Origin of the sequence: Flaviflexus sp., from assembly GCF_041440645.1 — a bacterium.
Taxonomy (GTDB): domain Bacteria; phylum Actinomycetota; class Actinomycetes; order Actinomycetales; family Actinomycetaceae; genus Flaviflexus.
This window is the reverse complement of record NZ_JASDVN010000062.1, coordinates 1-23,746: the sequence shown is the minus strand read 5'-3', so window position 1 is coordinate 23,746 and position 23,746 is coordinate 1. Positions and strand designations below refer to the sequence as shown.

Annotated in this window: 17 protein-coding genes and 3 tRNA genes; 2 read left to right on the top strand and 18 right to left on the bottom strand. The window is 61.5% G+C overall.

Annotation, left to right across the window (positions count from 1 at the left end; genetic code table 11):
- Positions 1-20: 20 nt before the first annotated feature.
- The 14 genes from ruvB to QMB98_RS09125 all read right to left on the bottom strand — a co-directional run bounded on the left by ruvB (position 21) and on the right by QMB98_RS09125 (position 18,779).
- Positions 21-1,043, bottom strand: a complete 1,023-nt coding sequence (gene ruvB / locus QMB98_RS09190) for a Holliday junction branch migration DNA helicase RuvB (RefSeq protein ID WP_371685435.1) — start codon at positions 1,041-1,043, stop codon at positions 21-23.
- Positions 1,040-1,627: a Holliday junction branch migration protein RuvA gene (ruvA, locus tag QMB98_RS09185; RefSeq protein WP_371685434.1), complete on the bottom strand. Its 588-nt coding sequence runs from the start codon at positions 1,625-1,627 to the stop codon at positions 1,040-1,042. Before ruvA ends, ruvB begins: the two co-directional genes overlap by 4 nt.
- A gap of 36 nt (positions 1,628-1,663) precedes the next feature.
- Entirely contained in the window at positions 1,664-2,314 is a 651-nt protein-coding gene (gene ruvC, locus QMB98_RS09180) for a crossover junction endodeoxyribonuclease RuvC (RefSeq protein WP_371685433.1), read from the bottom strand.
- Positions 2,315-2,318: 4 nt separating this feature from the next.
- Positions 2,319-3,080: a sulfite exporter TauE/SafE family protein gene (locus QMB98_RS09175; protein ID WP_371685431.1), complete on the bottom strand. Its 762-nt coding sequence runs from the start codon at positions 3,078-3,080 to the stop codon at positions 2,319-2,321.
- Positions 3,081-3,839 carry a YebC/PmpR family DNA-binding transcriptional regulator gene (locus QMB98_RS09170; RefSeq protein WP_371685430.1) on the bottom strand — a complete coding sequence of 253 codons (759 nt, stop codon included), beginning with the start codon at positions 3,837-3,839 and terminating at the stop codon, positions 3,081-3,083. It lies immediately after the preceding gene.
- Positions 3,840-3,899: 60 nt separating this feature from the next.
- On the bottom strand, positions 3,900-4,469 hold the full coding sequence (locus tag QMB98_RS09165) for an NUDIX hydrolase (RefSeq protein WP_371685429.1): 570 nt from the start codon (positions 4,467-4,469) through the stop codon (positions 3,900-3,902).
- Positions 4,470-4,750: 281 nt separating this feature from the next.
- Positions 4,751-5,782, bottom strand: coding sequence for a PrsW family intramembrane metalloprotease (locus QMB98_RS09160; RefSeq protein WP_371685461.1), 1,032 nt, complete (start codon positions 5,780-5,782; stop codon positions 4,751-4,753).
- Positions 5,783-6,411: 629 nt separating this feature from the next.
- Complete coding sequence (locus tag QMB98_RS09155) at positions 6,412-6,999, bottom strand: hypothetical protein (RefSeq protein WP_371685428.1); 588 nt, start codon at positions 6,997-6,999, stop codon at positions 6,412-6,414.
- Entirely contained in the window at positions 6,987-8,123 is a 1,137-nt protein-coding gene (locus tag QMB98_RS09150) for a glycosyltransferase family 4 protein (protein ID WP_371685427.1), read from the bottom strand. The genes QMB98_RS09155 and QMB98_RS09150 overlap by 13 nt, the downstream gene beginning before the upstream one ends.
- Entirely contained in the window at positions 8,120-9,079 is a 960-nt protein-coding gene (locus QMB98_RS09145) for a phosphatidylinositol mannoside acyltransferase (RefSeq protein WP_371685426.1), read from the bottom strand. Before QMB98_RS09145 ends, QMB98_RS09150 begins: the two co-directional genes overlap by 4 nt.
- Entirely contained in the window at positions 9,079-9,900 is an 822-nt protein-coding gene (pgsA, locus tag QMB98_RS09140; protein WP_371685425.1) for a phosphatidylinositol phosphate synthase, read from the bottom strand. The genes QMB98_RS09145 and pgsA overlap by 1 nt, the downstream gene beginning before the upstream one ends.
- 8 nt (positions 9,901-9,908) lie before the next feature.
- Complete coding sequence (gene thrS / locus QMB98_RS09135; protein WP_371685424.1) at positions 9,909-11,915, bottom strand: threonine--tRNA ligase; 2,007 nt, start codon at positions 11,913-11,915, stop codon at positions 9,909-9,911.
- 463 nt (positions 11,916-12,378) lie between these two features.
- A complete protein-coding gene (locus tag QMB98_RS09130; protein ID WP_371685423.1) occupies positions 12,379-17,265 on the bottom strand; it encodes a glycoside hydrolase domain-containing protein in 4,887 nt (1,628 codons plus the stop codon).
- Complete coding sequence (locus tag QMB98_RS09125) at positions 17,262-18,779, bottom strand: glycoside hydrolase domain-containing protein (protein ID WP_371685422.1); 1,518 nt, start codon at positions 18,777-18,779, stop codon at positions 17,262-17,264. The genes QMB98_RS09130 and QMB98_RS09125 overlap by 4 nt, the downstream gene beginning before the upstream one ends.
- Before the next feature lie 319 nt (positions 18,780-19,098).
- Between QMB98_RS09125 and acs the strand changes: the two genes are divergently transcribed.
- Both acs and QMB98_RS09115 read left to right on the top strand, forming a co-directional pair.
- The gene (gene acs / locus QMB98_RS09120; RefSeq protein WP_371685419.1) at positions 19,099-20,991 is read left to right on the top strand and encodes an acetate--CoA ligase; all 1,893 of its coding nucleotides are present in this window, start codon (positions 19,099-19,101) and stop codon (positions 20,989-20,991) included.
- Between the two features lie 36 nt (positions 20,992-21,027).
- A complete protein-coding gene (locus QMB98_RS09115; RefSeq protein ID WP_371685418.1) occupies positions 21,028-21,831 on the top strand; it encodes a lysophospholipase in 804 nt (267 codons plus the stop codon).
- A gap of 95 nt (positions 21,832-21,926) precedes the next feature.
- Here the strand turns inward: QMB98_RS09115 and QMB98_RS09110 are convergent, their stop codons facing one another.
- From QMB98_RS09110 to QMB98_RS09095, 4 genes are all read right to left on the bottom strand, one after another.
- Positions 21,927-22,757, bottom strand: coding sequence for a PASTA domain-containing protein (locus QMB98_RS09110; RefSeq protein WP_371685417.1), 831 nt, complete (start codon positions 22,755-22,757; stop codon positions 21,927-21,929).
- 523 nt (positions 22,758-23,280) lie between these two features.
- Positions 23,281-23,355: transfer RNA gene (locus QMB98_RS09105), tRNA-Val, on the bottom strand.
- A gap of 9 nt (positions 23,356-23,364) precedes the next feature.
- Positions 23,365-23,435, bottom strand: a tRNA-Cys gene (locus QMB98_RS09100).
- Between the two features lie 26 nt (positions 23,436-23,461).
- Positions 23,462-23,534 (bottom strand) — tRNA-Gly (locus QMB98_RS09095).
- Positions 23,535-23,746: the final 212 nt, after the last annotated feature.

Genomic DNA, 23,746 nt, shown 5'->3' with positions numbered 1-23,746 from the left:
CAGAGTATACGGCAGATTGCCTACGTATCGAAGAGGGTCCCGTCGGGCACATGGAGGCCGAGATGCTCGTATGCGGCGCCAGTTGCCATCCTGCCCCGAGGGGTGCGAACCAACAGACCCTCGCGGACGAGGAAGGGTTCGGCCACCGACTCGATGGTCTCCGGCTCCTCACCCACGGACACCGCCAGGGTGGTCAACCCCACAGGCCCACCACCAAAACGCGTACAGACTAATTCCAGGACGGACCGGTCAAGTCGGTCAAGACCCAGGGCGTCCACCTCGAAAACCTCGAGAGCGGCCTGGGCGGCGTCCAAATCCAGCACGCCTGTCCCCCGGATCTGCGCCCAGTCCTGGACCCTGCGTAGCAACCGGTTCGCGATACGCGGGGTGCCGCGCGACCTGCTCGCCAGCTCCATCGCGGCCTCCGGAGTCAGATCAGCACCGAGCAGTCCCGCAGAACGCGTCACAACCTGGGCCAGTTCGCTCGCGCTGTAGAACTCGAGATGACCGGTGAACCCGAACCTGTCGCGCAGCGGCGCGGGCAGGAGGCCCGCTCGAGTGGTCGCACCCACGACAGTGAACGGTGGCAGCGGGAGCGGAATCGAGGTCGCACCAGGTCCCTTACCAACCATGACATCGACGCGGAAGTCCTCCATCGCCAAATACAGCATCTCTTCCGCTGTGCGGGCGAGGCGATGGATCTCGTCGATGAAGAGAACGTCGCCCTCCTGCAGGGAAGACAGGACGGCAGCAAGATCTCCTGCGTGCTGAATCGCGGGACCCGAGGTTAGCCTGAGGGCCCCGTTGACCTCGGCCGCGATGATCATCGCGAGCGTCGTCTTACCAAGCCCGGGGGGACCCGAGAGAAGCACGTGGTCGGGGATGGTGCCGCGAGCAATGGCGGCCTGAAGGACGAGGGACAGCTGGTTGCGTACGACCTCCTGGCCAACGAACTCGTCCAACACCTTGGGCCGAAGTGCGGCCTCGGCGGCCCTCTCGCTCGCTGGTGCGTTCGAGTCCATGACCGAGTTGTCCTCGCTCATTTGCGACCACCCAGCTTCTGCAGGGACATGCGGAGCATGGTCGAGACCGGCATGGCACCGTTCTCTGCCTCGACCGCACTGACTGCGCTAGCAGCAGCGTCCTCGGACCAACCGAGACCCACGAGCGCAACGACAACGTCGGCCGTGACGGAACTGGGGGCGCTCGCCTCGACCTGGGACCTTGCGGGACCCAGCTTGTTACCAAGCTCGAGGAGGATGCGCTGGGCTCCCTTGCGACCAATCCCCGGAACCTGGACCAGGCCGGCCACATCGTCGCGCTCAACGATTGAGCGAAGGATGTCCGGGGTGTGCACGGACAGAACGGCGAGGCCCAGCTTGGGGCCGACACCGGTCAAGGAAATAAGAATGTCGAACGTGTCCCTCTCGTCCTCATCGGCGAAGCCATACAGGGTCATCGAGTCCTCACGAACAATGAGGGACGTGTGGATGGTTTCTTCGTGACCGACCCGCAGCTCCGACAGTGTCGTCGCGGTCGCGAGTACGCGGAAGCCAATCCCACCAACATCGATCGTCACGGCTGATGCCGACATGGACAGAATGGTGCCCCTCAGGAGCGAGATCATGGAACCTCCCCGGAACCGAACATTTGTTCCATCGTATCAGCGCTTGCGACCCGAGCGAGCATTGGCACGCATCTGCTGTGCAACGATGCCCGACATTCTGCTTGTGCGCTCCGCCTGGGCCCACGCCTGCTGAGCAGGTGTCATGCTCTGATCCGCGGTCGGCATCGCAGACCCGCCGTGCTGCGCGGACTGTGCCGGCTCGTTGCGGTCGATGGATTCACCGCGCCACGCGTGCGTGATCGCAAGTGCCAGAGCATCGGCAGCGTCCGGGGGCTTCGGGAGTTCCTTGAGCCGAAGGATGCGCTGCACCATGAGCTGAACGGCCTTCTTCTCGGCCCGACCATCGCCCGTGACCGCGGCCTTGACGGCCGACGGTGAGTACAGGGCAAGGGGCAGGTGGGCACGGGAGGCGGCCAACATCGCCACCCCCGCCACCTGGGCAGTACTGATGATGGAGCGGACGTTGTCTTCGGCGAACATGCGTTCCACGGCCACCACATCGGGCTTGTGCTTGGCGATCATGTCCTCGATACCGTCGGCGATGATCTCGAGCCTGCGGTGCGGTGCCGTCTCCGCCAACGACCGGACGACTGCCACGGCAACGTAGGAGACCTGCCTGGCCCCCGCGGAGTCGACAACGCCAATGCCGCATCGGGTGAGCCCGGGGTCCACTCCTAAGATTCTCATTCTTCTAACCTAACGCACCGATGAGCCCGCGCAGGATTGTCGACACGGCACCGGCCCCAGCAACAAGAATGCCGATTGTTCGTGCCCGCTGTGGACTGACGCGGCTGGAGAGTCTTCCACCGAGCAGGATCGCAACGAGGATCGCTCCCACGATGAGGAGCAGGATCCACGGGGATGGGAGGGACTCGAGCGGAGTCGCACCCGTGCTGATTTTGGTGACCACGGAAAGGAGCCCGAACCACAGAAAGGCCGGCTGGAGCGTCGCGGAGAACGTGTGCTGGTCCCAGCGGGACAGCAGTGCGTAGATGACGAGGGCCGGTGCCGCGACACCCGCAACCGTGTTGAGAAACGCCGCCATCGCCGCAAACGGCACCAGCCACGCAAGGTGATCGAGTCGCGGCAGTTCCCGCAACCGATCCCCCAGCAGCGTGACAACGAGCGCGAGCAAAATGAAGCTGCCGACAAGGATGGAGAGCCAGTTGCCGTCGAGGGACCGAACGAGGAAAGCCCCCGGGATCGCTCCGAGGAGCGCAGAAGGTGCAAGAACGCCGAACTTCTTCCAGTCGATGCCCGCCCGGAGCACCAAACCGATCATGAGTGCGCTCAACACGGTTGTCATGTTCGTGACCGTGACGCCTACGCTGGCGCCAAGAAGAAGAGACAGAACTGGGGATAGGACAAGTCCCATCCCCATTCCGGATATTCTCTGCAGGGTGCCGCCCAGGAGTACTGAGCAGGCAACCAGAAGCAGAGCTACCTGCGACACTTAGTCTTCGTTCAGCTGCGCCATCACTGCGTCCGGGATGTCCAGGTTCGAGTACACGTTCTGAACATCGTCGAGATCATCAAGTGCGTCGATGAGCTTGAGAACCTTTTCGGCACCGGACTTATCGACCTCGACCTTCATCGAGGGAACGAACTGGACTTCGGCCGAGTCGTAGTCGAAGCCTGCGTCCTGGAGTGCGGTGCGCACGCCAACAACGTCGTTCGGCTCGGACAGGATCTCGAAGGTCTCGCCCTCGTCGTTGACCTCTTCGGCGCCAGCATCCAGCACCGCCATGAGAATGTCGTCCTCGGTAACCTCGTCGGCCTTCGTGACCTCAACGACGCCCTTGCGGGTGAAGAGGTACGACACGGAACCGGGATCGGCCAGGTTGCCGCCATTACGGGTGAGCGCCACGCGCACCTCGGAGGCCGCACGGTTGCGGTTGTCGGTCAGACACTCGATGAGAACGGCAACGCCGCCTGCGGCGTAGCCCTCGTACATGATCGATTCGTACTGAACGCCGTCAGAACCTTCACCGGATGCTCGCTTGAGAGCGCGATCGATGTTATCTGAGGGAACGGAGTTCTTCTTTGCCTTCTGGACCGCATCGTAGAGAGTCGGGTTACCCGTGGGATCGGGGCCGCCCGTCCTCGCGGCCACCTCAATGTTCTTGATGAGGCGCGCAAAGAGCTTCCCGCGCTTGGCGTCAAGCGCGGCCTTCTTATGCTTGGTGGTTGCCCACTTTGAATGTCCCGACACGGGTCTTTACTCCTCGCTACCAATGGATTTACCTATCCAGTGTATACGGTGGAGGAAGTATCAGCTTTCTTCAATTATTTTCAGTGTGCCGTCCCACCCGGCAAACCACTCTCGTGCCATCTCCCCTATACCCCTCGGGAACACCTTCGTGCCGTTTTCCTGAAGCGCACTGAGATCATCCAGTTCCCACCAGCACACCTCGTCGAGCACGTCCTTCTCAAGGTCCGTCAAGTGATCCTGGTTCCAGGAACTCACCTGCTCAGCCTCCGCCTCACTCACGTGCAAAACGAAGAACTTCTCGTACTGGCGCCTCGTGCGATCGATGAAGTGGAAAAGTCCCGTTCTGCGAAGCACCGGGCCAATAAGTCGATCGGGTGTGACCTCGAGTCCCGTTTCCTCGAACAGTTCCCGTACCGCTCCCTGCTTCGGGTCCTCCCCCGGTGCAATCCCGCCACCGACGGTGAACCACCACGCGTGATTCGGATCCGCGGTGTCGTGACCGCGGATCAGGAACAATCTCCCATCTGGATCGAGCAGGACAACACGGGCCGCCGTGCGTTCCACGATCCCATCGGGTCCCGGAACCCACTCGTTCTCCGGGTAGTCAGTCACGTTCTCTTGGTCAGTCACATCTTCCTCATCAATCAGTGCGCGGCATCCAACTCAACCAGCAAACCCTGGTGTCCAGGCCAGAACCCAAGCCTAACCAGATCAACAACCATTCCCTGGCATCCAGGTCGGGAGCAAAGTTCTGGCGAAATCAGTCGGGAGCAGAGTTCTGTCGAGATCAGAAGCAAGATCCCGAAAGCCAATCAGGCAACATGTAGGCGAGGAGAGACGACTTTCGAATGACCTACCAAGTCTCTACGCACCCACCTTGCTCCGGCCAGGAACTCTGACCTGATCGGGATCTACCTGACACCGGACATGAACACGGTGCGTGCCGCGCCGATGGAGTTGAGGGTGCGCGCCTCTTCTCGCTGCGCCTTGTGGACGGGAATGATCTGGAGGGCGGCTCGCTGCCTGTTGAGGGCGAGGTGGGCCGATTCTTCCTGGAACTGCTTCATGGCGGTCTTGGCCGCAGGACCACGGGAAGCTGCCCAGGACTTTGCCTGCCTGCGACCATCCATGCTGCTCAGCATCGTGACCTCGTGAGGTGCGAACCAGCCGGCCCTTTGGTATTCGAGGAGGCGTTCTCGGATGATATTGGATTCGTCTTTACGGAACCAGAGCACAAGGATGAGGGCCGCGATGTAGGAGGGGATCTGAATCACCCAGTACAGGAAGCCCAGGGAGCCCTCGCCCGTGAGGATCGCGTTGACGTCAGAGATCGTTGCCCAACCGTTGTGCATGAAATGGATCGAGACACCAATGAGGTAACCGGGGATCAGAAGCGGGATCGCCATCCACCTGTTTCGTGCATACACGGCGAAACCGAGGAACAGACCCACAGTCGCGGTGCACAGCGGGTGCAGGAGCGGGGACGAGAAGCGTAGGATTGCGATCTCCTGCAGGTCGTCGTAGAACCGGGTGAAGTACAGGATGTTCTCAACGAAGGCGAAGCCGAGTCCGGACATGGCTCCGTAGCAAATGCCGTCAATGGGGCCGTTGAAGTACTTCTTGAAGAAGATGAACAGGAAAACCACGCCGAGGCCCTTCGCTGCCTCCTCCACGAGAGGCGCAGAAACAACCGCGCTGAAGATGTTGGCCTTGTTGGCGTTGCCGGTCTCCATGTAGACCGACTCCATCCATGCCGTGTTCAACCAGGCAGAGATGGCGACAGCGACGCCGCCACCCCAGAGGAACATCGCAGCCATGAGCCACCTGGGTTCCGGCTCCCACGAGTCGATCCACCACACGAGGGCGGACACGACAACTACGGGGATGAGTGCAACGATGCCGGCGCTGACCGCGCCGCGTAGTCCCGCGCTCTCGGTGAGCATGGGAAGCACAATGAGGAATCCGAGAATACCCGCGACGGCAATGACACCAACCATGACGTAGAAACCAACCGAGTGACGCTGCGGCATCTTCCACGGGCGCTGATGGGTGACCTGTGTTGGGCTCTGCTGGGGCACCCAGGGGCGCTCCTGTGCGCGCGTGTAGTTGGCCGGTTGATTGTCAGCCGGATGCGAGAACATGTTCTGCTGAGGTGCTTGCTGCTGATAGCCAGGTCCCGGCTGCTGGTATCCCTGTGGGTGTCCGGGTTGGTTCGGATACGACATGTCTTCAAGAGTAGCGGAGCGGGTGACCCATGAAGAGCAACCGCATTGGGTACGGCTTCCCGACCACAGGCGAACACGGGACCAACAAAGGAAGTGCGTCCGCGGCGCGTGGAGGGCCAGCTGGGAAGCCCAGTCACGACAAGTAGGGGACCGACAACTGAAACACGGAAGCGAAAGGCAACACGGCGACAAAAGGAAACCCGTCAGCGACTCGAGGCAAGCGGAAATGAGGCAAGTGAGGGGCCGGCTGAATGCCGGCCCCTCACTTTACTATTTGTATCGCTCCACGATTATTTGTATCGCTCCACGATTCTGCCTTGGGAGTGCTGTGTAACTCTGTGCGATCCCTATTCGTCGTCCATGTCGACCGGCTGGGGCATGGGTGCCCCGCCCGCCATGTGGCCCAGTCTCACGACCCAGTTGGTGCGGAGCCTGCGTGCCTGATCGACAAACGCGTTGTGGAAGCGGCGGGAGAGCTTGACGTCCTCGCGTGATTCCTGGAGCAGGTCGAGGCGCTTTTGCTGCTCGGGATCCATCTCCTCGTGCTCGACACCGTCGAGGACGAGGCGGAGCGTGCGTGAGAGGTTGGATTCGGTTGTGCTGCGGTCCTCGCCGTTGTCGCGGCGCTGTCGCTTGTGCCCTGGCCCGTCTTCCAGACCGTCCAGCGACAGCGGTGCGTGGGTTTGACCGAGGGCCACCTGGGCAGCATCCGCGAGCAGGATTGCTCCCGCCACGTCTAACACCCCACATGCGGCGAAGTCGGCGGCCGTGGCTGCGCGGTGCGCGAGTGCCTCGTTCAGGGTGAGGCGGGACTGGATGACGGTGCGGTGCAGGCGGTCGAGCCTGCGTGCGGTGATGATCCAGACAAGGCCGGCGATCACGACGAGCGCCGCTATGACAATGAGTGCGAAGGTACCCCAGTTCACTTGTTCCACTCCCCTACGTCCTGGCTCGCCGTCTTCACGGCAATCGAGTACACGGACAGGATCTGGGAGGCGACGGTCGACCAGTCGTAGCGCCACGCGCCAACCCTGGCGGCCTCGATGGTCTCGGCGCGCCGCTCCGTTTCACCGAGAGCCGAGATGATGACGCGGGCGAGATCGTCGCTGTCCTCACTCTTGAAGTGATCGCCGAACGTGCCATGGTCGAGAACCGCTTGGAAGGCAGGAATATCGGAGGAGACAACAAATGAACCCGCGCTCATCGCCTCGATGAGGACGATGCCGAAGGACTCTCCACCCGTCTGGGGTGCAACGTAGATGTCGACGGACGAGAGCAGGGCCGCCTTGTCCTCCTCCGAGACGCTACCGAGGAACGTGACCGCCTGCGCGTTCTCCCCGAGGATGTCGAGTGCCTTCTCGTTATCGCCGCGTCCCGCGACGAAGAAGCGAGCACCCGGGTACTCCTTGAGGATTGGGGCGACCGCGCCAGCAAGAATCGGGAGTCCCTTGCGGGGCTCGTCGATCCTGCCAAGGAACCCGATCGTCGGTTTGCCCGGGGTGCCAGAGAATCTCGGGTCGGGACCCGAGGTCTTGAAGCTCTTGACGCTCACGCCGTTGGGGATGACGTAGGCATCGCCACCAAGGTGCTCAACCGCGGTGCGGCGGGCCTCCTCGGAAACGGCGATGCGAGCACGGGTCTTCTCCAGCACCGGCACAAGAAGCGGGGAGGCGATGGAGAGGAACTTTGAGCGGTCCATCGCGGTGTGGAAGGTGGCCACAACGGGGCACTCCGCGCTCATGAGGGCCAGCATCGACAGGGACGGCACGAAGGGTTCGTGCACGTGCAGAACATCGAAGTCGCCGTTTTGGAGCCACTTGCGGACCTGCCAGTTGACGCGGGGTCCAAACGCGAGTCGCGCCACGGATCCGTTGTAGGGAATGGGGATGGCGGCCCCGGTGGCCTCGACGAAGTCGGGGACCTCGGTTCCCTCGGAGGCGGGGGCGATGACCGAGACGGAATGTCCGCGTGCGATCAGCTCCTCGGCGAGGTCCCGGATGTGGAACTGCACGCCACCGGGAACGTCCCAGGAGTAGGGGCAGGCGATGCCGATTTTCACTCTGTCTCCGCTCGTCGCGCTCTCAGTCGCGTCATGTCCAAATCTTCCACATACACCTTCTGGAGCATGTGCCAGTGAACATAATGCTTCCTCATCCACGGGGAAATTGCATCCATCCATTCCTGACACATGCGAGCAACGTCGGCCTCCCGCTCTTCGCGAGGAGCGTCCGGACCCACGTTGGCGGCAATCGGAGGGAACACGTCAATGTAGGTCTGCCACTTGGTTCCGGCCTTCTTGCGGGCCTGACCAGTCTGCTTCACGTGCCTCATCATGAGCGGAACGAAGGGGCGTCCCGTGCGCTGTGCGAGCAGTGCCGGCCCGGGAGCCAGCATGAGGTCGTTGCCCAGCATCGTGGTTTGAACGCCGGAGGCGGAAAGATCCCGATCGGCGAGAAGCGGGAGCAGGACCGGTTCCTGCGCCTCCTCCACGAGATGCTCCAAGACGTTGCCGTCCTTGACCGCGAGGTAGATGCTCATGCCCAGCCCGGTGCGGTAGTCGATGAAGCCCTGCGCCATGCGGGGATCCCCGAGCTTCTCGGCAACGGTCACGACGTGAGCGAGGTTCTTCTCGGACCACGCCCCCGCCAGATCCCAGTTTCCCGTGTGCATGAGAGCAGAGGGAACGGAATGTCCCTTCGCAAACTCTGCCCTCAGGTACTCATCGGGGTGAAGGACGACCCTGCCACGCACCTGGTCGGGGGTCATGGCGGGGGTACGGAACATCTCGTAGTAGTAGCGCATGTAGTTGCGCATACCGACCACGGCCGCACCCGTCAGCTTCAGCCCACTGAGGTCCGGATCGATCCGCTTGTAGTTCTTCTTCAGCTGCTTGACGCCCTTGACGTTGGCGAGGGCGCTGCCCACGCCAACGACATCAAAGATGAACCGACCAAGCGGCTCAGGTGCTTTCTCAACAAAGGCTGTTGCCGTCTGGAAAAGCTTGAAAGTATCCACTACGAGATTCCACCTTGGTTTTGGGGATCGCGCTCTCCCTCAGGAGCGTGTCCCTCACCATTCGCGCTCAACCCAGCATCTGGTCCGCCCTGTAAAGGTCCAGATGCTGACCCTGGTCCACTGACCGGATCGGCGCCGTGTGCGTACTCGGTACGGTGTGCGAACTCGTTCCCTTGGGCGGACTTGCTGATCCGTTCGGCGACGTCCTCTGCCTTGGCCTGCTTGTACATGGTTGCCATGCGCTGGATGACGGTGAAGAAGCCGAGGACGGCGAGCACCCAGGTTGCGACCGTCAACCACCAGTCACCCCACTCGAGACCGACAAAGAACACGCCAACGAGAATGACGGTGAGGCGGTCTGCGCGCTCCGCGATGCCGATGTTCGCGGTGTAGCCCACGGCCTCGGCTCGTGCCTTCGCGTAGGGCACGATCGCACCCATGAGGAGGGCAACGACAGCGCCGAGGGCGGTCCAGTTCGCAAGCGACTCATCGGCGTGGAGGATGGACCAGATCGCGACGGCGAGGAAGATCGCACCATCAGCGAACCTGTCCATCGTCGAGTCCAGGAACGCACCCCACTTGGAGCTGGTTCCCGTGAGTCGAGCGATCTGACCGTCGAGGTTGTCGAAGATGACGACCGCGAAGATTGCCCACGCCGCGACCGTGAGGTGATCCGTTGGGATCAGCCACAGTGCGATCGCGCACGACAGGATCGTGCCCGTGATGGTCACCGCATCGGCGGAGATCCCCATGCGCACGAAGAGTCGAGCTACGGGTCCGAAGAGGACTTGGAAGAGGGGACGTCCCGACCTGCTGAGCATCGTTTCTCCTACTGGTTGACGCGTTCGCGGACCTGGCGAACAATCTCGGCAACCGCATCATCGATGGGGACACCGTTGTTCTGAGATCCGTCGCGGTAGCGGAAGGACACGGCACCGGATTCGGCATCCTCGCCGCCCGCGATAAGGACGAAGGGCACCTTCTCCTTTGCGGCGTTGCGGATCTTCTTACCGAAGCGATCATCGCTGCGGTCGATCTCGACCCGGATGCCCTCGGCGCGCAGCTTGTCGGCAACGCCCTCAAGGTAGGGCTCAAATGCTTCGGCAACGGGGATGCAGGTGACCTGGACGGGAGCCAGCCACGCGGGGAAGGCACCGCCGTAGTGCTCAACGAGAACGCCGAAGAAGCGCTCGATCGAGCCGAACAGGGCGCGGTGGATCATGACGGGACGCTGCCTGGAACCATCGGAGGCCGTGTACTCGAGCTCGAACAGTTCCGGCTCGAAGAAGTCGAGCTGGATGGTCGAGAGCTGCCAGGTGCGGCCGATAGCGTCCTTGGCCTGAACGGAGATCTTCGGTCCGTAGAAGGCTGCGCCGCCCGGGTCAGCCACGAGTTCGAGACCGGTCTCGTTCGCGACCTCCTCGAGGGTGCGGGTCGCCTCCTCCCAGGTCGCGTCGTCACCCACGGACTTCTCGGGGTCGCGGGTGGACAGCTCGAGGTAGAAGTCTGCCATGCCGTAGTCCTTGAGCAGGTCAAGAACGAAGTGGAGCAGGCTGGCGAGTTCGTCCTTCATCTGCTCACGGGTCGTGTAGATGTGAGCATCGTCCTGGGTGAATCCGCGAGCGCGGGTCAGGCCGTGCACGACGCCGGACTTCTCGTAGCGGTAGACGGTGCCGAACTCGAACAGGCGCAGGGGCAGTTCGCGGTAGGAGCGTCCGCGGGAGCGGTAGATGAGGTTGTGCATGGGGCAGTTCATGGGCTTGAGGTAGTAGTCCTGGCCCTGCTTCGTGACATTGCCGTCGGCGTCGACCTCTTCGTCCATGTGCATGGGAGGGTACATGCCGTCTGCATACCATTCGAGGTGCTTGGAGGTTTCGAAGAGGTTCTTCTTCGTGATGTGGGGGGTGTGCACGAACGAGTAGCCGGCCTCGAGGTGGCGCTTGCGGGAGTAGTCCTCCATGACCATGCGGACCATCTCACCCTTGGGGTGGAAGACGGGCAGGCCGGAACCGATCTCGTCCGGGAACGAGAACAGGTCAAGTTCGGTACCGAGCTTGCGGTGGTCGCGCTTCTGGGCTTCTTCGATGCGGGTCTGGTAGGCGACGAGTTCGTCCTTTGTCGGCCATGCGGTGCCGTAGACGCGCTGGAGGCCGTCGTTCTTCTGGTCGCCGCGCCAGTAGGCTGCCGAGGAGCGGGTCAGGGAGAAGCCGTTGCCGAGAATCTTGGTGGTGGGGACGTGGGGTCCGCGGCAGAGGTCCTTCCACGCAACTTCGCCGTTGCGGCGGACGTTGTCGTAGATGGTGAGTTCTGCTCCGCCGATCTCGACCGAGGCGCCCTCGGCTGCGGCTTCCGCGTCGGGTCCCTTGATGCCGAGGAGCTCGAGCTTGTAGGGCTGGTCGGAAAGCTCTGCGCGTGCCTCTTCTTCGGTGACAACGCGGCGCTTGAAGGACTGGCCCTCCTTGACGATCTGCTTCATGATCTTCTCGATCGCCTTAAGGTCCTCGGGGGTCACGGGGTCGATGTTGCCGAAGTCGTAGTAGAAGCCGTCGGTGATAAACGGGCCGATGCCGAGATTAACATCAGGGTTAATCTGCTGGACGGCCTGAGCAAGAACGTGGGTGGCGGAGTGACGCAGGATGTTGAGTCCGTCCTGTTCGTTCACATCAACGCCGTCAACCGTGGCACCCTCAGTCAGTGTCGACAGATCCGTGTCAAGGTCCTTGAGCTCTCCATCAACTCTGAGAGCAATAATGTTGCGAGACTGGCGGAAGTGGTCAATGCCTGTTGTCGGTTCATCAATCTGTACTTGTGAGCCGTCAATGACGAGCTGGGGCACGGTATTTCTCCATTCAATTCTGTGCGCACATACGACGGTGCGCACCCGAACATCATACCCATGCCCACCCAGCTATCCCCCATCACAAGAACTGTTCCCTTTGGGTAACACACTTCCCCGCCGTTTCGGTCACTGAGTTCCCGCACCGTTGAGGTTCTGACCCCGCCCGCCATTGAACTCACCCCCACTCCCACCGTTCGCGAGCGTTGAACGAGCAAGCAAGAAAAATGTGCGCATAAACGCGAGCGCACAAGCGGACCGGATCCTACGAAAGCACCTGAACTCACGAACCTTCGTAGGTGCTCGAGACAGCCTGACCATAGGAATGATCCCGAGCGTACGAAAGGAGCGGGGCCAGTTTCCTGACCCCGCTCCCCTGCGGTTGCTGTCACGTGGCTAGCAGCGGAGGGTTACTTCCCGTGGGCTGTTCCCGTGGCTGTTTGTCATGTGCTGGTGGCGATTCCTAGTGCACCCGGTTGACTCCGGGGGTGTCGGTTCCGTTGCCGTCCCAGTCTCCGAGGAGGACTCGGTCGGAGGCGCGTCCGTATCCGAGCACGGTGGAGGCGGGGCCGCCACTGAGTTCGTTGCGGATGTGGATGGCATTGCCGCGACGGATCGCGATCGTGTCCTTGCCGTCACCATCGAAGTCGCCAGCGTAGACCTCGTCCGAGGACCGTCCGTACTTGAAGGACGTCTCGGCGTTGCCGCCTGCGAGTGTGTTGGTGACGTGGATGGTGATGTCTCGGCGCAGTGCGATGGTGTCGGTTCCGTTGCCGTCCCAGTCACCAACGAGAATCTCGTCCGCGTCCTTGCCGTACTTGAAGGAGATCTCGGCGTTACCACCCGCGAAGGAGTTGTTCAGGAAGAAGGTGTGGCCACGGCGCACGCCGAGGGTGTCCACCCCATCCCCATCCCAGTCACCAACGAGGACTTCGTCCGATGCCTTGCCGAAGTTGAACTGGTGGGTTGCTTTGCCGCCCACGAGCTCGTTGTTGAGGTAGAAGGTGTTGCCGCGGCGAACACCGAGGGTGTCGGTGCCGTCGCCGTCCCAGTCGCCAACGAGTACCTCGTCGCCCCTGCGTCCGAACGCGAATTCGGTTGCTGCGGTGGTGGCGGTCCAGTCGTTGGAGAGGAGGAAGACGTTGCCGGTGAGGGGCTTGCTGGGTTCACCTGGCTCCTCGGGCTCACCTGGCTCCTCGGGCTCGCCGGGTTCTTCCGGCTCACCAGGCTCCTCGGGCTCACCCGGTTCTCCTGCCTCGAAGGTGAAGGACCATTCCGTGGTGGCGCCTTCAGCGATGATGTAACTGTCGCGTGCCTTCGCGGTCACGGCGATAACTCCGGTGCCCTCGTAGGTTCCTGCGGCAACAATGACGTCATCAACGAGGTAGTCGACGCCCTCGGTCTCGGGGATCGTGTAGGTGATGTCGGTTGCGGTGGGTTCCGCGGGCGTCACCTGGGTGAGTTCGCGAATGGGTTCCGCGGTGAGGATCCATTCGGTCTGCATGCCCTCCTCGAGGGTGTATCCCGGGAGTGCGCGGACCGTGATGACGATCGTGCCTTCGAAGGGGTACGTGCCGGGTGCGGTCACGACACCATCAACGAGGTACTCGAGTCCCTCGACGTCGGGAATCGTGTACGTGTTGGTCGTGGTGGGCTCATCCGGGGATACGACGATCGGGTTGTCCGGGTCGAGGTAGGTGAACGTCCACTCAGTAGCAGCACCGTCGGCGAAGGCGTAGCCCTCGGTCGGTTCCGCAGTGACCGTGATGTGTCCGAGGAACTCGTACTCTCCTGCCTCCACGGCTTCGCCGTCGAGGTAGTACTGCACGCCGGTTGCGTCGGGGATCGTCACGATGCCCTGCTCCTGGTCCGCGGTCACTTGAGCTGGGGTGATGATGGCGGGGATGAGCTCGCCATCGGGCTTCAGGAGGGTGATGCGGTCAATCTCCATATGACCCGCGTCGAGACGCAGCGAGAACGTGGGTGACCACTGCGAGAGCGTTACCTTGTCCATGGTGAGTTGGAGGGCGCAGTAGCGGATGTTGATCCACTCGCCGTCCTTCTCGATCCACGAGCTCAGCTCACCGTGGGAGTAGACGGTGGCGAGGCGGTCGCCCGGCTCCCACGACACGGGAAGGGTACCTGCGCCTGCGGAGAGTCCGCGGGTCTGCCCCTGTTCGATGACGTCGAGGGAGGAGAGCTGCTTCGCGTTATTGTACCACGAGTGTGCCCGGTTGCGGTCGCCGTCGGTCATGCCAAGGAAGATCGAGTCTTCCTCGTTGGTGCCGGCCATGGACTTCGGTTCGATGATGAGAGCAAACTCGTCACCGGCAGCCACGGGCAGGGCAATGTGGCTCCACCTGCGTCCCGGTGCGTTGGCCGTGAGTACGCCCTCCTCGGTGTTGACGGTGAGCTCTGCGGAGCTTTCCGAGCCGCCACCGAAGATCGTGTACGACGAGAGGCGGTTGACGTCGAACGTGTCGTCCCAGACCACGTTGCCGAAGGTCTCGGGGTCGAACGGGAACGTCATGGGGCGTTCCGTGTTGACGGGATCGGCGCCCACCGGTACCTCAACACCGGTCTCGGTCACCCACTTGGAGCCGTCCTCGCCCTTCGTGATGGTGAAGGAATCGAGGGTGTCACCAGCAACGTGCGTTGCCTGACCGCCGGGGCGGGTGTAGGAGACGACGGCCTTGTAGGTGAGGGTGTCGCCATCGATCGTGATGCCCTGAACGGAGCTCGTGTCCTGCGCGGACACGACGAGGTTCGCGTGGTTGCGGGTCCAGATATTGTCGGTTGCGGAAGGGAGCGAGTACTGCTTCTCACCCGAGTTGGCGACAACGTAGACCGGTCCTGCGCTCACGCCTTCCATGCCGGTCGCCGTGGAGTTGTGGTAGCCGCGGCCGTAGGTGTGGTCGTGGCCCTGGAGCACAAGGTCAACGTTGTGACGCTCAAGAACGGGCAAGATCTGCTGGCGCCAGTCGGCCTGGTCGCGCAGTCCCTCACCGGAGATGCCGGTGGAGAATACGGGCTGGTGGTACTGAACAACGGTCCACTCGTTCGGGTTCTCCTCCAGGACGCGGTCGAGCCACGTTGCCTGGGTGGTGATCCAGGCGCGCTTGCGGGTCTCACAATCCGCGGTGCTACCCGGGACCTGCGTGATCGTGCAAATGTCGTCGCGGTTCGCGTTGAGGTTGACGAAGCGCACACCCTGGTAGTCCGTGTAGTACACGGTGTCCTTCAAGATGTTGGCGTAGTGCTCACCGAACTCCGCCTCGTACTCCTTCGCATCCGAGGGCACGGGGCCGTTCGGCGCGTACTCGAAAGAATCGAAGTAGTTCTCCATCATGTTCTGACCACCAATCTCGTGGTTGCCGGGAACGGAGAGGATGTTCATTTCGGTGCGGAGCGGGGAGATGCCATTGAACCAGTCGGTCCACTCGTTGTTGTTCGAGCCGTTGTCGACAAGGTCACCGGCAATCAGTGCCAGCTCGGCCTCGGGGAAATTCTCCTCCGCGACGCGAACCGACTCGGGCCACACGGTCGTCAGACCGTTCTGAGCATCACCGAAATAGAGGAACGTGAACGGTTCCGACTCATCGGACGGAGTGGTGAACGTGTACCAGTCGGACCAGTTGTTGCCGGAGGCGACGCGGTACTCGTACTCGGTGTTCGGTTCGAGGTTGGTCATGAGGGCGGAGTGGCTGCGTGAGGGGTAACCATCGACGGTGCGGTTTGCCTTGTTCTCCGCATCCACGGTCGTGGTCTGCCCACCCACGGGACGGTACTCGACCGTGCCGGATAGGTGGCGCTGAGCGGTGGACCGCCACGTCACGTACTGCGAGCTGGTCGGGTCCTCGGACGGGTTGAGGATCACGCGCTCGGGGGTACCGATCGGTGCGTTCGGATCAATCCATTCCTCTTCGGAGATCGCGACATCGAAGATGTGCATGATGCCCTTGTCGGTGGACTGGGGCAGGTACACGGCGTCAACCTGCTTCTCGGAATCCAGCAGCGCCGGGCGGGTACCGAACAGGCGGAAGATGCCGTTACCGGAGGAACCATTGCGGTTGTTGCGGGAGGTGGTTTCCACAAGGGTGCGGTTGCCACCGGCAGGGCTCGCAGCCCAGTCGGTCATGTACACCGGAACGGTCTGGGTGGAGCCATCCGTGTACACCACGGTTGCGTTGCCCTGTGCGGGGCCGTTCGTTGCCATGCCGAGGAACGAGATCGAGCCCGCGGTTTCGCCATCGAACTCGATGCGCTGACCGTGCGGGATCCAGTTGTCGGGTTCACCTGGTTCCGAGTCCGGGAAGGTGAACACGATGTCGGTGTCGTCACCGAGGGGAACATCGCCGCCCGGGGTCACGCCCGCGCGCTCCAGAGCCTCGATCGAATACGACCAGTCGGACAGGTCGGCTGAACCCATGTTGCCTTGACCCACGTGCGTGGTACCGGCATTGTTCATGGCATCCATGCCGTCCGTGTAGGACGGGGGAACGTTATCAGCTCCGGTGCCCCAGTCACCCGGGGTTGCCGACATGGTGAAGTCGAGGGTGCCGCCCGTGCGGATGAACTCCGCGTCGATCCACGAAGCGGTCTGAGACTCACCATTGACGGAGAGCCCGGTCGTGTACTTGGCGTTCTCGCCAGCACCGGGAGCGTTGATCGTGATGACGCGGTCGGAATTGACCGGGTCGATAATGATCTGTTCGAACATCGGGGCGGACACGATCATGTCGCCCGTGCCGAAAACGGCGGGGTAAATGCCCATGGTGGCGAAGATGTACCAGGCCGAGAGCGCACCCTGGTCGTCGTTGCCGGGCAGGCCAGACGGCGTCGTGTCGTACATCTCGTTCACTGCCCGGTAGAGCACGTCCGTCGTCTCGTGCGGTGCCTGCAGCCAGTTATACACCCACGGGGTGGACAGGGCCGGCTGGTTGGAGAGATAGTTGCCGGTCTGCGTGTACGCGCCAGCATCGAGGTTCGCCATGAGAACATCGAGCTCGCTCGTGGCCTCCTCGACGCCGCCACGCAGCTCGATCAGGGTCGAGAGGTTGTGGGGAACGAGCCAGCCGTACTGGTAGCCGGTGGACTGGTTGAACTGCCCGCCGCCGTTGCCGTCGCGTCCGCGCAGGTCGAAGGAGCGGTCGAAGCCGCCGCGTGCGCGGGGCATGATGTGTTCGGACTGGAAGTCGAACACGTTCATCCAGTTCTGGGACCGACCCATGAACGTCTCGTACGCATCCTCGTTACCGAGAGAGTTCGCGAGATGTGCGATGGAGAAGTCGTTAATCGAGTACTCGAGCACGCGGGAAGTCGCGAAGTCGCCCTTCGAGTTTTCGATCATGCGGTTGCAAAGTACTGGTACGCATCCGTGCGGGTCGACTTATCGCCCGGGAGTTGCTGGGTGTCGATCATCGACTGCAGGGCAGCCTCACGGTCGTAGTTCGTGATGCCCATGTCGTCCGTTGTCGCGATGATTGTCTGCAGCGAATCCCCCTGCATGCGGGCAGCCCCCGGCGCCCACGACCCCGTCTGCTCCGTCAGAGCCACGATCGACTGGTTGATGTCGGCCGCGACCTCCGGGTAGGTGAGGGCAATGAGCTGCGCCTGGGAGCGGTACATGTCCCAGCCGGAACCGGCGAAGTTCTTGTAGAAGTTGCGTCCCTCCTCGACCTCGTGCACCTCGTTGTCGTAGCCCAGGTACTGGCCGTTGACGTCGTTGCGGAGGTTCGGATGCAGGAAGGAGCGGTAGAGCGCGGAATAGAACTTCACGCGATCGTTCTCGGTGCCGCCCGTGACCTCAATGGTGCCAAGGGCCTCCTCCCACGAGGCGCGAGCATTCGCGCGCACCTCATCGAAGGACAGATCGTCGGCCTCGGCCTCGCGGTTGAGCTCAGCGTTCGCGACCGACACGTAGGAGATGCCGGTGCGGGCGGTGACGGTCGCATCGTCGGCGAAGGTCAGCCACGCACCCGTGCGGTTGCGGAAATCGGCGCCGGTTCCCTCGGAGTCGAGAGTCGCGGACTCCTCCCCCGCCATCATCTCGCCGTTGTTCCACACGCCGTAGGATTCGAACTCCTGATCGTAGGTGGTCGAGAAGTAGAAGGTGTAGTAGTTGCCGTTATCGCAGATATCGGCACCCCTCATCCACCCGCTCACGGTGTTGGCCTCGGGATCGATAGTGACGTGCTGTCCCTGGGACCGGTTGTTCTGGCCCGAGACGTTGACGATGAGGGTGGAGCCGTCTGCTTCTTCGAAGTTGAAGCGTGACACGGCGGTGCGTTCGGTTGCGGTCAGTTCTGTGGATACGCCGTTGTCGGTCGTGACCGAGTAGTACCCGGGCTGCGAGGTCTCGTTCTCGTGATCGAAGTCCAGGTAGTAGTGGCCAATGTCGGAGGACGGCATGACCGGGAGCGCGCCGCTCGGCAGGTCACCCGTGTACGGGATCGTTGGCACTTCGTAGCCGCCGAAGCGCACGTGGCAGCCGCTACCCTCGTAGCGGGTGAGGCCAAACCCGCGCAGCTGGTTCGCGGTGTACTCGTAGCCGCCCTTCTCGCGCACGAGATCGTTCGACTCACCCACCTTGTAGGTGGCTGGGCTGGACTGGACCATGCCGAACGGCACGGCAGCACCCGGGAAGGCGTTGCCGTAGGCATCGTTCGACTTGTTCTGGGAGGTATCGAGTTCGGTACCGATGAACTGGTTGACCAGATCAAACGGCGCCACCTCATCGGCCGCGGCCGAGAGTGGCATGGCGGTGGCCAGGGTCGCGGGCAGCGCTGCCGCGAGCACCCCCGCCACCAATTGAGTTCGCTTCTTACTACTTCGTTTCTTGTGGTCAGGGACCGGCGTCTTCATGTGCTTCCTTTGCAGTCGTCGAAAAGACGTGGCCAGGCTAAGACCCACCGGTTACGAGAACATGACCTTTTCCAAACCCAACATGAACAAACGGCGACTTTCTGGAAATATCCTGAAAACACTTCCCCATGGGCGAATTGTCCAAATCGGAACGGCGGCACCGACCCCGCCCCTTCTCGCGCAGGTCAAGGACTTATGCGAAGTCAGTGAGCGGACTCACGCGAGCCCGGCCAAAGAAAGAATGAGCCACTTTTGAAAGAAACCTGAGACATGCGTCACGCAATGTGGCAAGGTGGTCCACATCTATGAAGGGAGTCACATGTCTGAATCACTCGAGCCCGAAATCTTCCATCCCTCACCCGACACCGTCTCGGGGTCGTGGGCAGAGAACTGGCAGGAGATCGAGGCGTCCGCCAAGGCCGATCCCTACGCCTACTGGGAGGAACGGGCCGGCGAGCTCGAGTGGTCAAGAAAGTGGGATCGTGTCATCGACGATTCGAATGCCCCGTTCTACAAGTGGTTCGTTGGCGGCAAGACCAACATCGTGACGAACGCGGTGGACAGGCACGTGACCGGCCCCCTCAAGAACAAGCTCGCCCTCATCTGGGAATCCGAGGACGGCAAGGAAGTCCGCACCTTCTCCTACTTCTCCCTCAACCGCGAGGTGGACAAGATGGCGAACATCTTGAAGGCTATGGGCATCCGCAAGGGTGACCGGGTCACGATCTACCTCCCCCGCATCCCAGAAGTCTTCTTCGCCATGCTGGGATGTGCGAAGCTCGGGGCCGTCCACTCCGTCGTGTTCGCCGGCTTCTCCGCAGACGCCCTCTCCTCCCGCATCGACGACTCCGAATCAAAGCTCGTCATCACCGCCGATGGGTCCTGGATCAACGGCACCATCTTCCCGCTCAAGGACATCGTCGATGAGGCGGTTCGGTTCTCCCCCACGGTCGAGAACGTCATCGTCGTCAAACGCACAGACGCCGAGGTGCACATGGATGCCACCCGCGACCACTGGTACCACGACCTCGCGAACCTGCCCGTCGCACGAGGGAAGTGCGAAACCGTCCAGGTCGATGCCGAAGACCCGCTCTACATTCTCTACACCTCCGGCTCCACCGGTAAGCCCAAGGCCATCCTTCACACCCACGGCGGCTACATGGTCGGCACATACACGACCCTGAAGAACACGTTCGACATCCAGGAGGACGATCGGTTCTGGTGCACGGCCGATGCCGGCTGGGTGACCGGCCACTCCTATCTCGTGTACGGGCCCCTCCTGAACGGCGCCACCACCTTCATGTACGAAGGCGGCCCCACCTTCCCGCACCCGGACCGCTGGTGGAAACTGATCGAGCACTACGGCATCACCACCTTTTACACGGCACCCACGGCGATCCGTTCCCTCATGCGGTTCGGTGACGCGTGGGCAACGAGGCACGATCTGTCCTCCCTGCGCCTGCTTGGCTCCGTGGGCGAACCCATCAACCCGGCGGCGTGGCACTGGTTCCACTCCGTCATCGGCGGCGGCAAGGCACCCCTCATGGACACGTGGTGGCAGACCGAGACCGGCATGTTCCAGATAGCGGGCGTGCCTGCGATGCCGCAGAAACCGGGTTCCGCAGGCAGGCCCGTGTTCGGTCAGGAAGCCGAGATCCTCGACGAACACGGCAACCCGGTACCCGACGGTCAGGAGGGCTTCCTCACGCTGAAGAACCCCTGGCCCGCCATGGCGCGCACCCTCTACAACGACGATCAGAGATTCGTCGACACGTACTGGTCTACCTATCCCGGCCGCTACACGACAGGCGACGCAGCCAAGCGGGACGAGGACGGCTACTTCTGGATCATTGGCCGCACCGACGACGTCATCAAGGTGTCGGGACACCGCCTCGGCACAGCCGAGGTCGAATCCGCCATCAACTCGCACAATGCAGTATCCGAGTCAGCAGCGATCGGACTCCCCCACGAGGTCAAGGGCAACGCCATCCACTCCTTCGTGGTCCTCAACCAGGGTCACACCGGTTCCCGCGAGCTCATCGAAGAGCTCCGCACACACGTCTCAGCGCACCTCTCCCCCATCGCCAAACCCGATGAGATCACGTTCGTTGAGTCACTCCCGAAAACGAGGTCGGGAAAAATCATGCGACGAGTCCTGCGCGCGCGTGCCCTCGGACAGGACGAAGGCGACCTGTCCACGCTCGAAGAATAGGACCGTCAAAGACCAGTTGATTCAAAGGAGAATCACATGTCCGAGAGAATGGTGCCGTCATTCGATGGCACCCAAATCTACGTGCGTAAAGACATCCCCGACCAACCCAGGGCCATCGTCGTCCTTGTTCACGGGCTCTGCGAACACCAGGGCAGATACGACTACATGGTAGGTGCCCTGAACGACCGCGCCATCGGAGTGCTCCGCTTCGACCACCGCGGACACGGAAAGTCCGACGGCGAACACTCCTACTTCGACGAATGGTCAGACCCCATCGACGACACGGACATGGTTCTCGACATCGCGAAGGAACAGTACCCGGATCTCCCCGTGTTCCTCATTGGACACTCCATGGGTGGATACACCGTGGCCGCCCACGGACTGCGCTATCCCGGCAGAGTCGACGGCGTCATTCTCTCCGGAGCTCTCGTAGCCGACAACTTCAAGAGCTTTGCCGACCTGCCACGCGACCAGGATCCCCACATCACCCTTCCAAACGAGCTGGGAGACGGAGTCTGCTCGGTCGCAGCAATCCGGGAAGACTACGTCAACGATCCGCTCAACCGGAAGACCTACACCCTAGGGCTGTGCTTCGCGCTCGCGGACGGCATCGAGTACATCAAGAAGAACATCGCTTCATATTCGGAGAACGTGTTGATCATGCACGGAGAGAAGGACTCCCTCGTGTCCGTCCAGGACTCGAAGGACCTGTTCGACTCCATCTCCTCAACAGATTGTCAACTGAAGATCTACGGTGGTCTCTTCCACGAGATCTTCAACGAAACGATCCGCGACGAGGTCATCCAGGACGCCTATCGCTGGATGCTCAATAGGATCTGACGAAAGATCTGGACGTCGTCATCGTCCAAATCATTGAGGAGAGTGGCGGAGCGGAGTGAGGACTCTGCTCCGCCACTCTCTGCGAGCCCGTCAGTTCAAGAACAGAGGTCGAAGTACATTGAGCGATAGGTGTTGTAATGTTGCCCGTTGATACTCACGACAATGGTGTCGAGTTCGGGGAAGTCACACCCAATGAAGTTGAACCAGTGTCGCCCTGTCATTTCCGCGAGCTCCTGAAGTTCTGTCGGTATCCCCGTTCCGTATGTGTCTAGGTTGACTTGGAGATACTGCGAGGTGTTCTCCACTCCCTCGTAGAAGCACGTCCAGTGAGTGTACGTTCCATCATCCATGCACATATCCCAGAAGTCGTAGTCAGGACCAAGGTGATCGAGGTGTGCCTGCTCCACCTCCGCGGCATTGAAACCTGAACGCCTGCCCGAATCGCCGGAGTCCCCTGTCGGTGCGGCAGCGTCCTCGGTCGGCGTTGGCTCTTCCTCAGTTGCTTCCTCGGGCTCATTTGTGACAGTTTCTTCAGCTGTCTCCTCCTCAGTTGGCTCGGGAACGCTCTCTGTTTCCTCCTCGGTTATTGCCTCCTCGCTCTCATCGTCGTCACCAAATCCACAGTCACGTTCAACGGTCAAACGAGGCTGAGTGGTGATCTCCTCACCAGGTGCAGGTAGCTGCTCACACACCTCCCAGTTCGACTCATTGACAACTCCGAAGGTGCCTCCACCAAGGATCTCGGGATCTTCGTCGTAACCCACTCGCTCGAGGTCACTCAACGCAACGTCGAGGTTTAGTCCCACCACGTCGGGCATGACAAGCCGGTCGTCGGTGCCGCCAGAACACGCACCCATGAACGCAACCGATGTAGCCGCGAGGAGGGCGAACAGTGTTCGCGAACGCTTTCTCCTTTGAATTTTCATCTGCTCTCCTTTGACACAAACCACAGGTCCGCGAACCTACTTCTATCCTTCCCTGCGAGTCAAAACCTCTGAAAAAGGCTCCGACCCCGGGCAGAAACGACCTGGTTCCCCTGCATCATCTTTGATGAGAGGATCAGACCGGACACTTGGACTTTCCGCCACCTACTACCGAGGAAGATAGGGCAAGCATGTTGGGCCAAAGATCGTAGGCGCGGTCTTGTGAGTCACGAATCCATGAGCAACAAACAAGTATCTAACACTGCGCTTTGACCAAACCTCACCGTTGAGGCGAACCGTCGCAGTAACGCAATCATATAGTCATCGAGAGTGCGAAATTTCGAATTGCATGAAAGTCGGCAGGGCCACTCCTCGTGCAAGAAGCTAGGGACACAAGGCCAAGTGTCCTCTAGGGCACAGTGCTGAAAATCTGAGAGCTGAGAAACTGGGCGGTTCGACGGCGACGGACCCGACTGAACAGTTCCGGGAAACACTTCAGGGCCCGAGATTTCTCTCGGGCCCTGTTTGGTGGGCGATACTGGGATCGAACCAGTGACCTCTTCCGTGTCAGGGAAGCGCGCTACCGCTGCGCCAATCGCCCTCTCATGCGAGGTGGGTACGGGATTCGAACCCGTGTACACGGCTTTGCAGGCCGTTGCCTCGCCTCTCGGCCAACCCACCGTGTGAAGTCCTTTAGGACTTCCCGGAGCGGATGACGGGACTCGAACCCGCGACCCTCACCTTGGCAAGGTGATGCTCTACCAACTGAGCTACATCCGCGATACCTTCCGGCTCCCCGGCGGTGCTCAATAAATATAGTCATTTTTTGATCCTGTTGTCCAACTGGCTGAGTGTAGGAAGCATCACCTTCATTTTCTTTCCCGATACCGCATGTTTACTTGGAGCAGAGGAATGGAATCAGATATTCTTCTAGACGCAACCCGTTTGCATAAACGGGCGATTAGCTCAGTGGTAGAGCGCCTCGTTCACAC

What these genes read in the sequence shown, in the direction of transcription:
- QMB98_RS09125 (WP_371685422.1), bottom strand. Translation starts at nt 18,779, where the DNA reads ATGAAGACGCCGGTCCCTGACCACAAGAAACGAAGTAGTAAGAAGCGA.
- ruvB (WP_371685435.1), bottom strand. Translation starts at nt 1,043, where the DNA reads ATGAGCGAGGACAACTCGGTCATGGACTCGAACGCACCAGCGAGCGAG.
- acs (WP_371685419.1), top strand. Translation starts at nt 19,099, where the DNA reads ATGTCTGAATCACTCGAGCCCGAAATCTTCCATCCCTCACCCGACACC.
- QMB98_RS09110 (WP_371685417.1), bottom strand. Translation starts at nt 22,757, where the DNA reads ATGAAAATTCAAAGGAGAAAGCGTTCGCGAACACTGTTCGCCCTCCTC.
- QMB98_RS09160 (WP_371685461.1), bottom strand. Translation starts at nt 5,782, where the DNA reads ATGCTCACCGAGAGCGCGGGACTACGCGGCGCGGTCAGCGCCGGCATC.
- QMB98_RS09130 (WP_371685423.1), bottom strand. Translation starts at nt 17,265, where the DNA reads ATGATCGAAAACTCGAAGGGCGACTTCGCGACTTCCCGCGTGCTCGAG.
- ruvA (WP_371685434.1), bottom strand. Translation starts at nt 1,627, where the DNA reads ATGATCTCGCTCCTGAGGGGCACCATTCTGTCCATGTCGGCATCAGCC.
- pgsA (WP_371685425.1), bottom strand. Translation starts at nt 9,900, where the DNA reads ATGCTCAGCAGGTCGGGACGTCCCCTCTTCCAAGTCCTCTTCGGACCC.
- ruvC (WP_371685433.1), bottom strand. Translation starts at nt 2,314, where the DNA reads ATGAGAATCTTAGGAGTGGACCCCGGGCTCACCCGATGCGGCATTGGC.
- QMB98_RS09115 (WP_371685418.1), top strand. Translation starts at nt 21,028, where the DNA reads ATGTCCGAGAGAATGGTGCCGTCATTCGATGGCACCCAAATCTACGTG.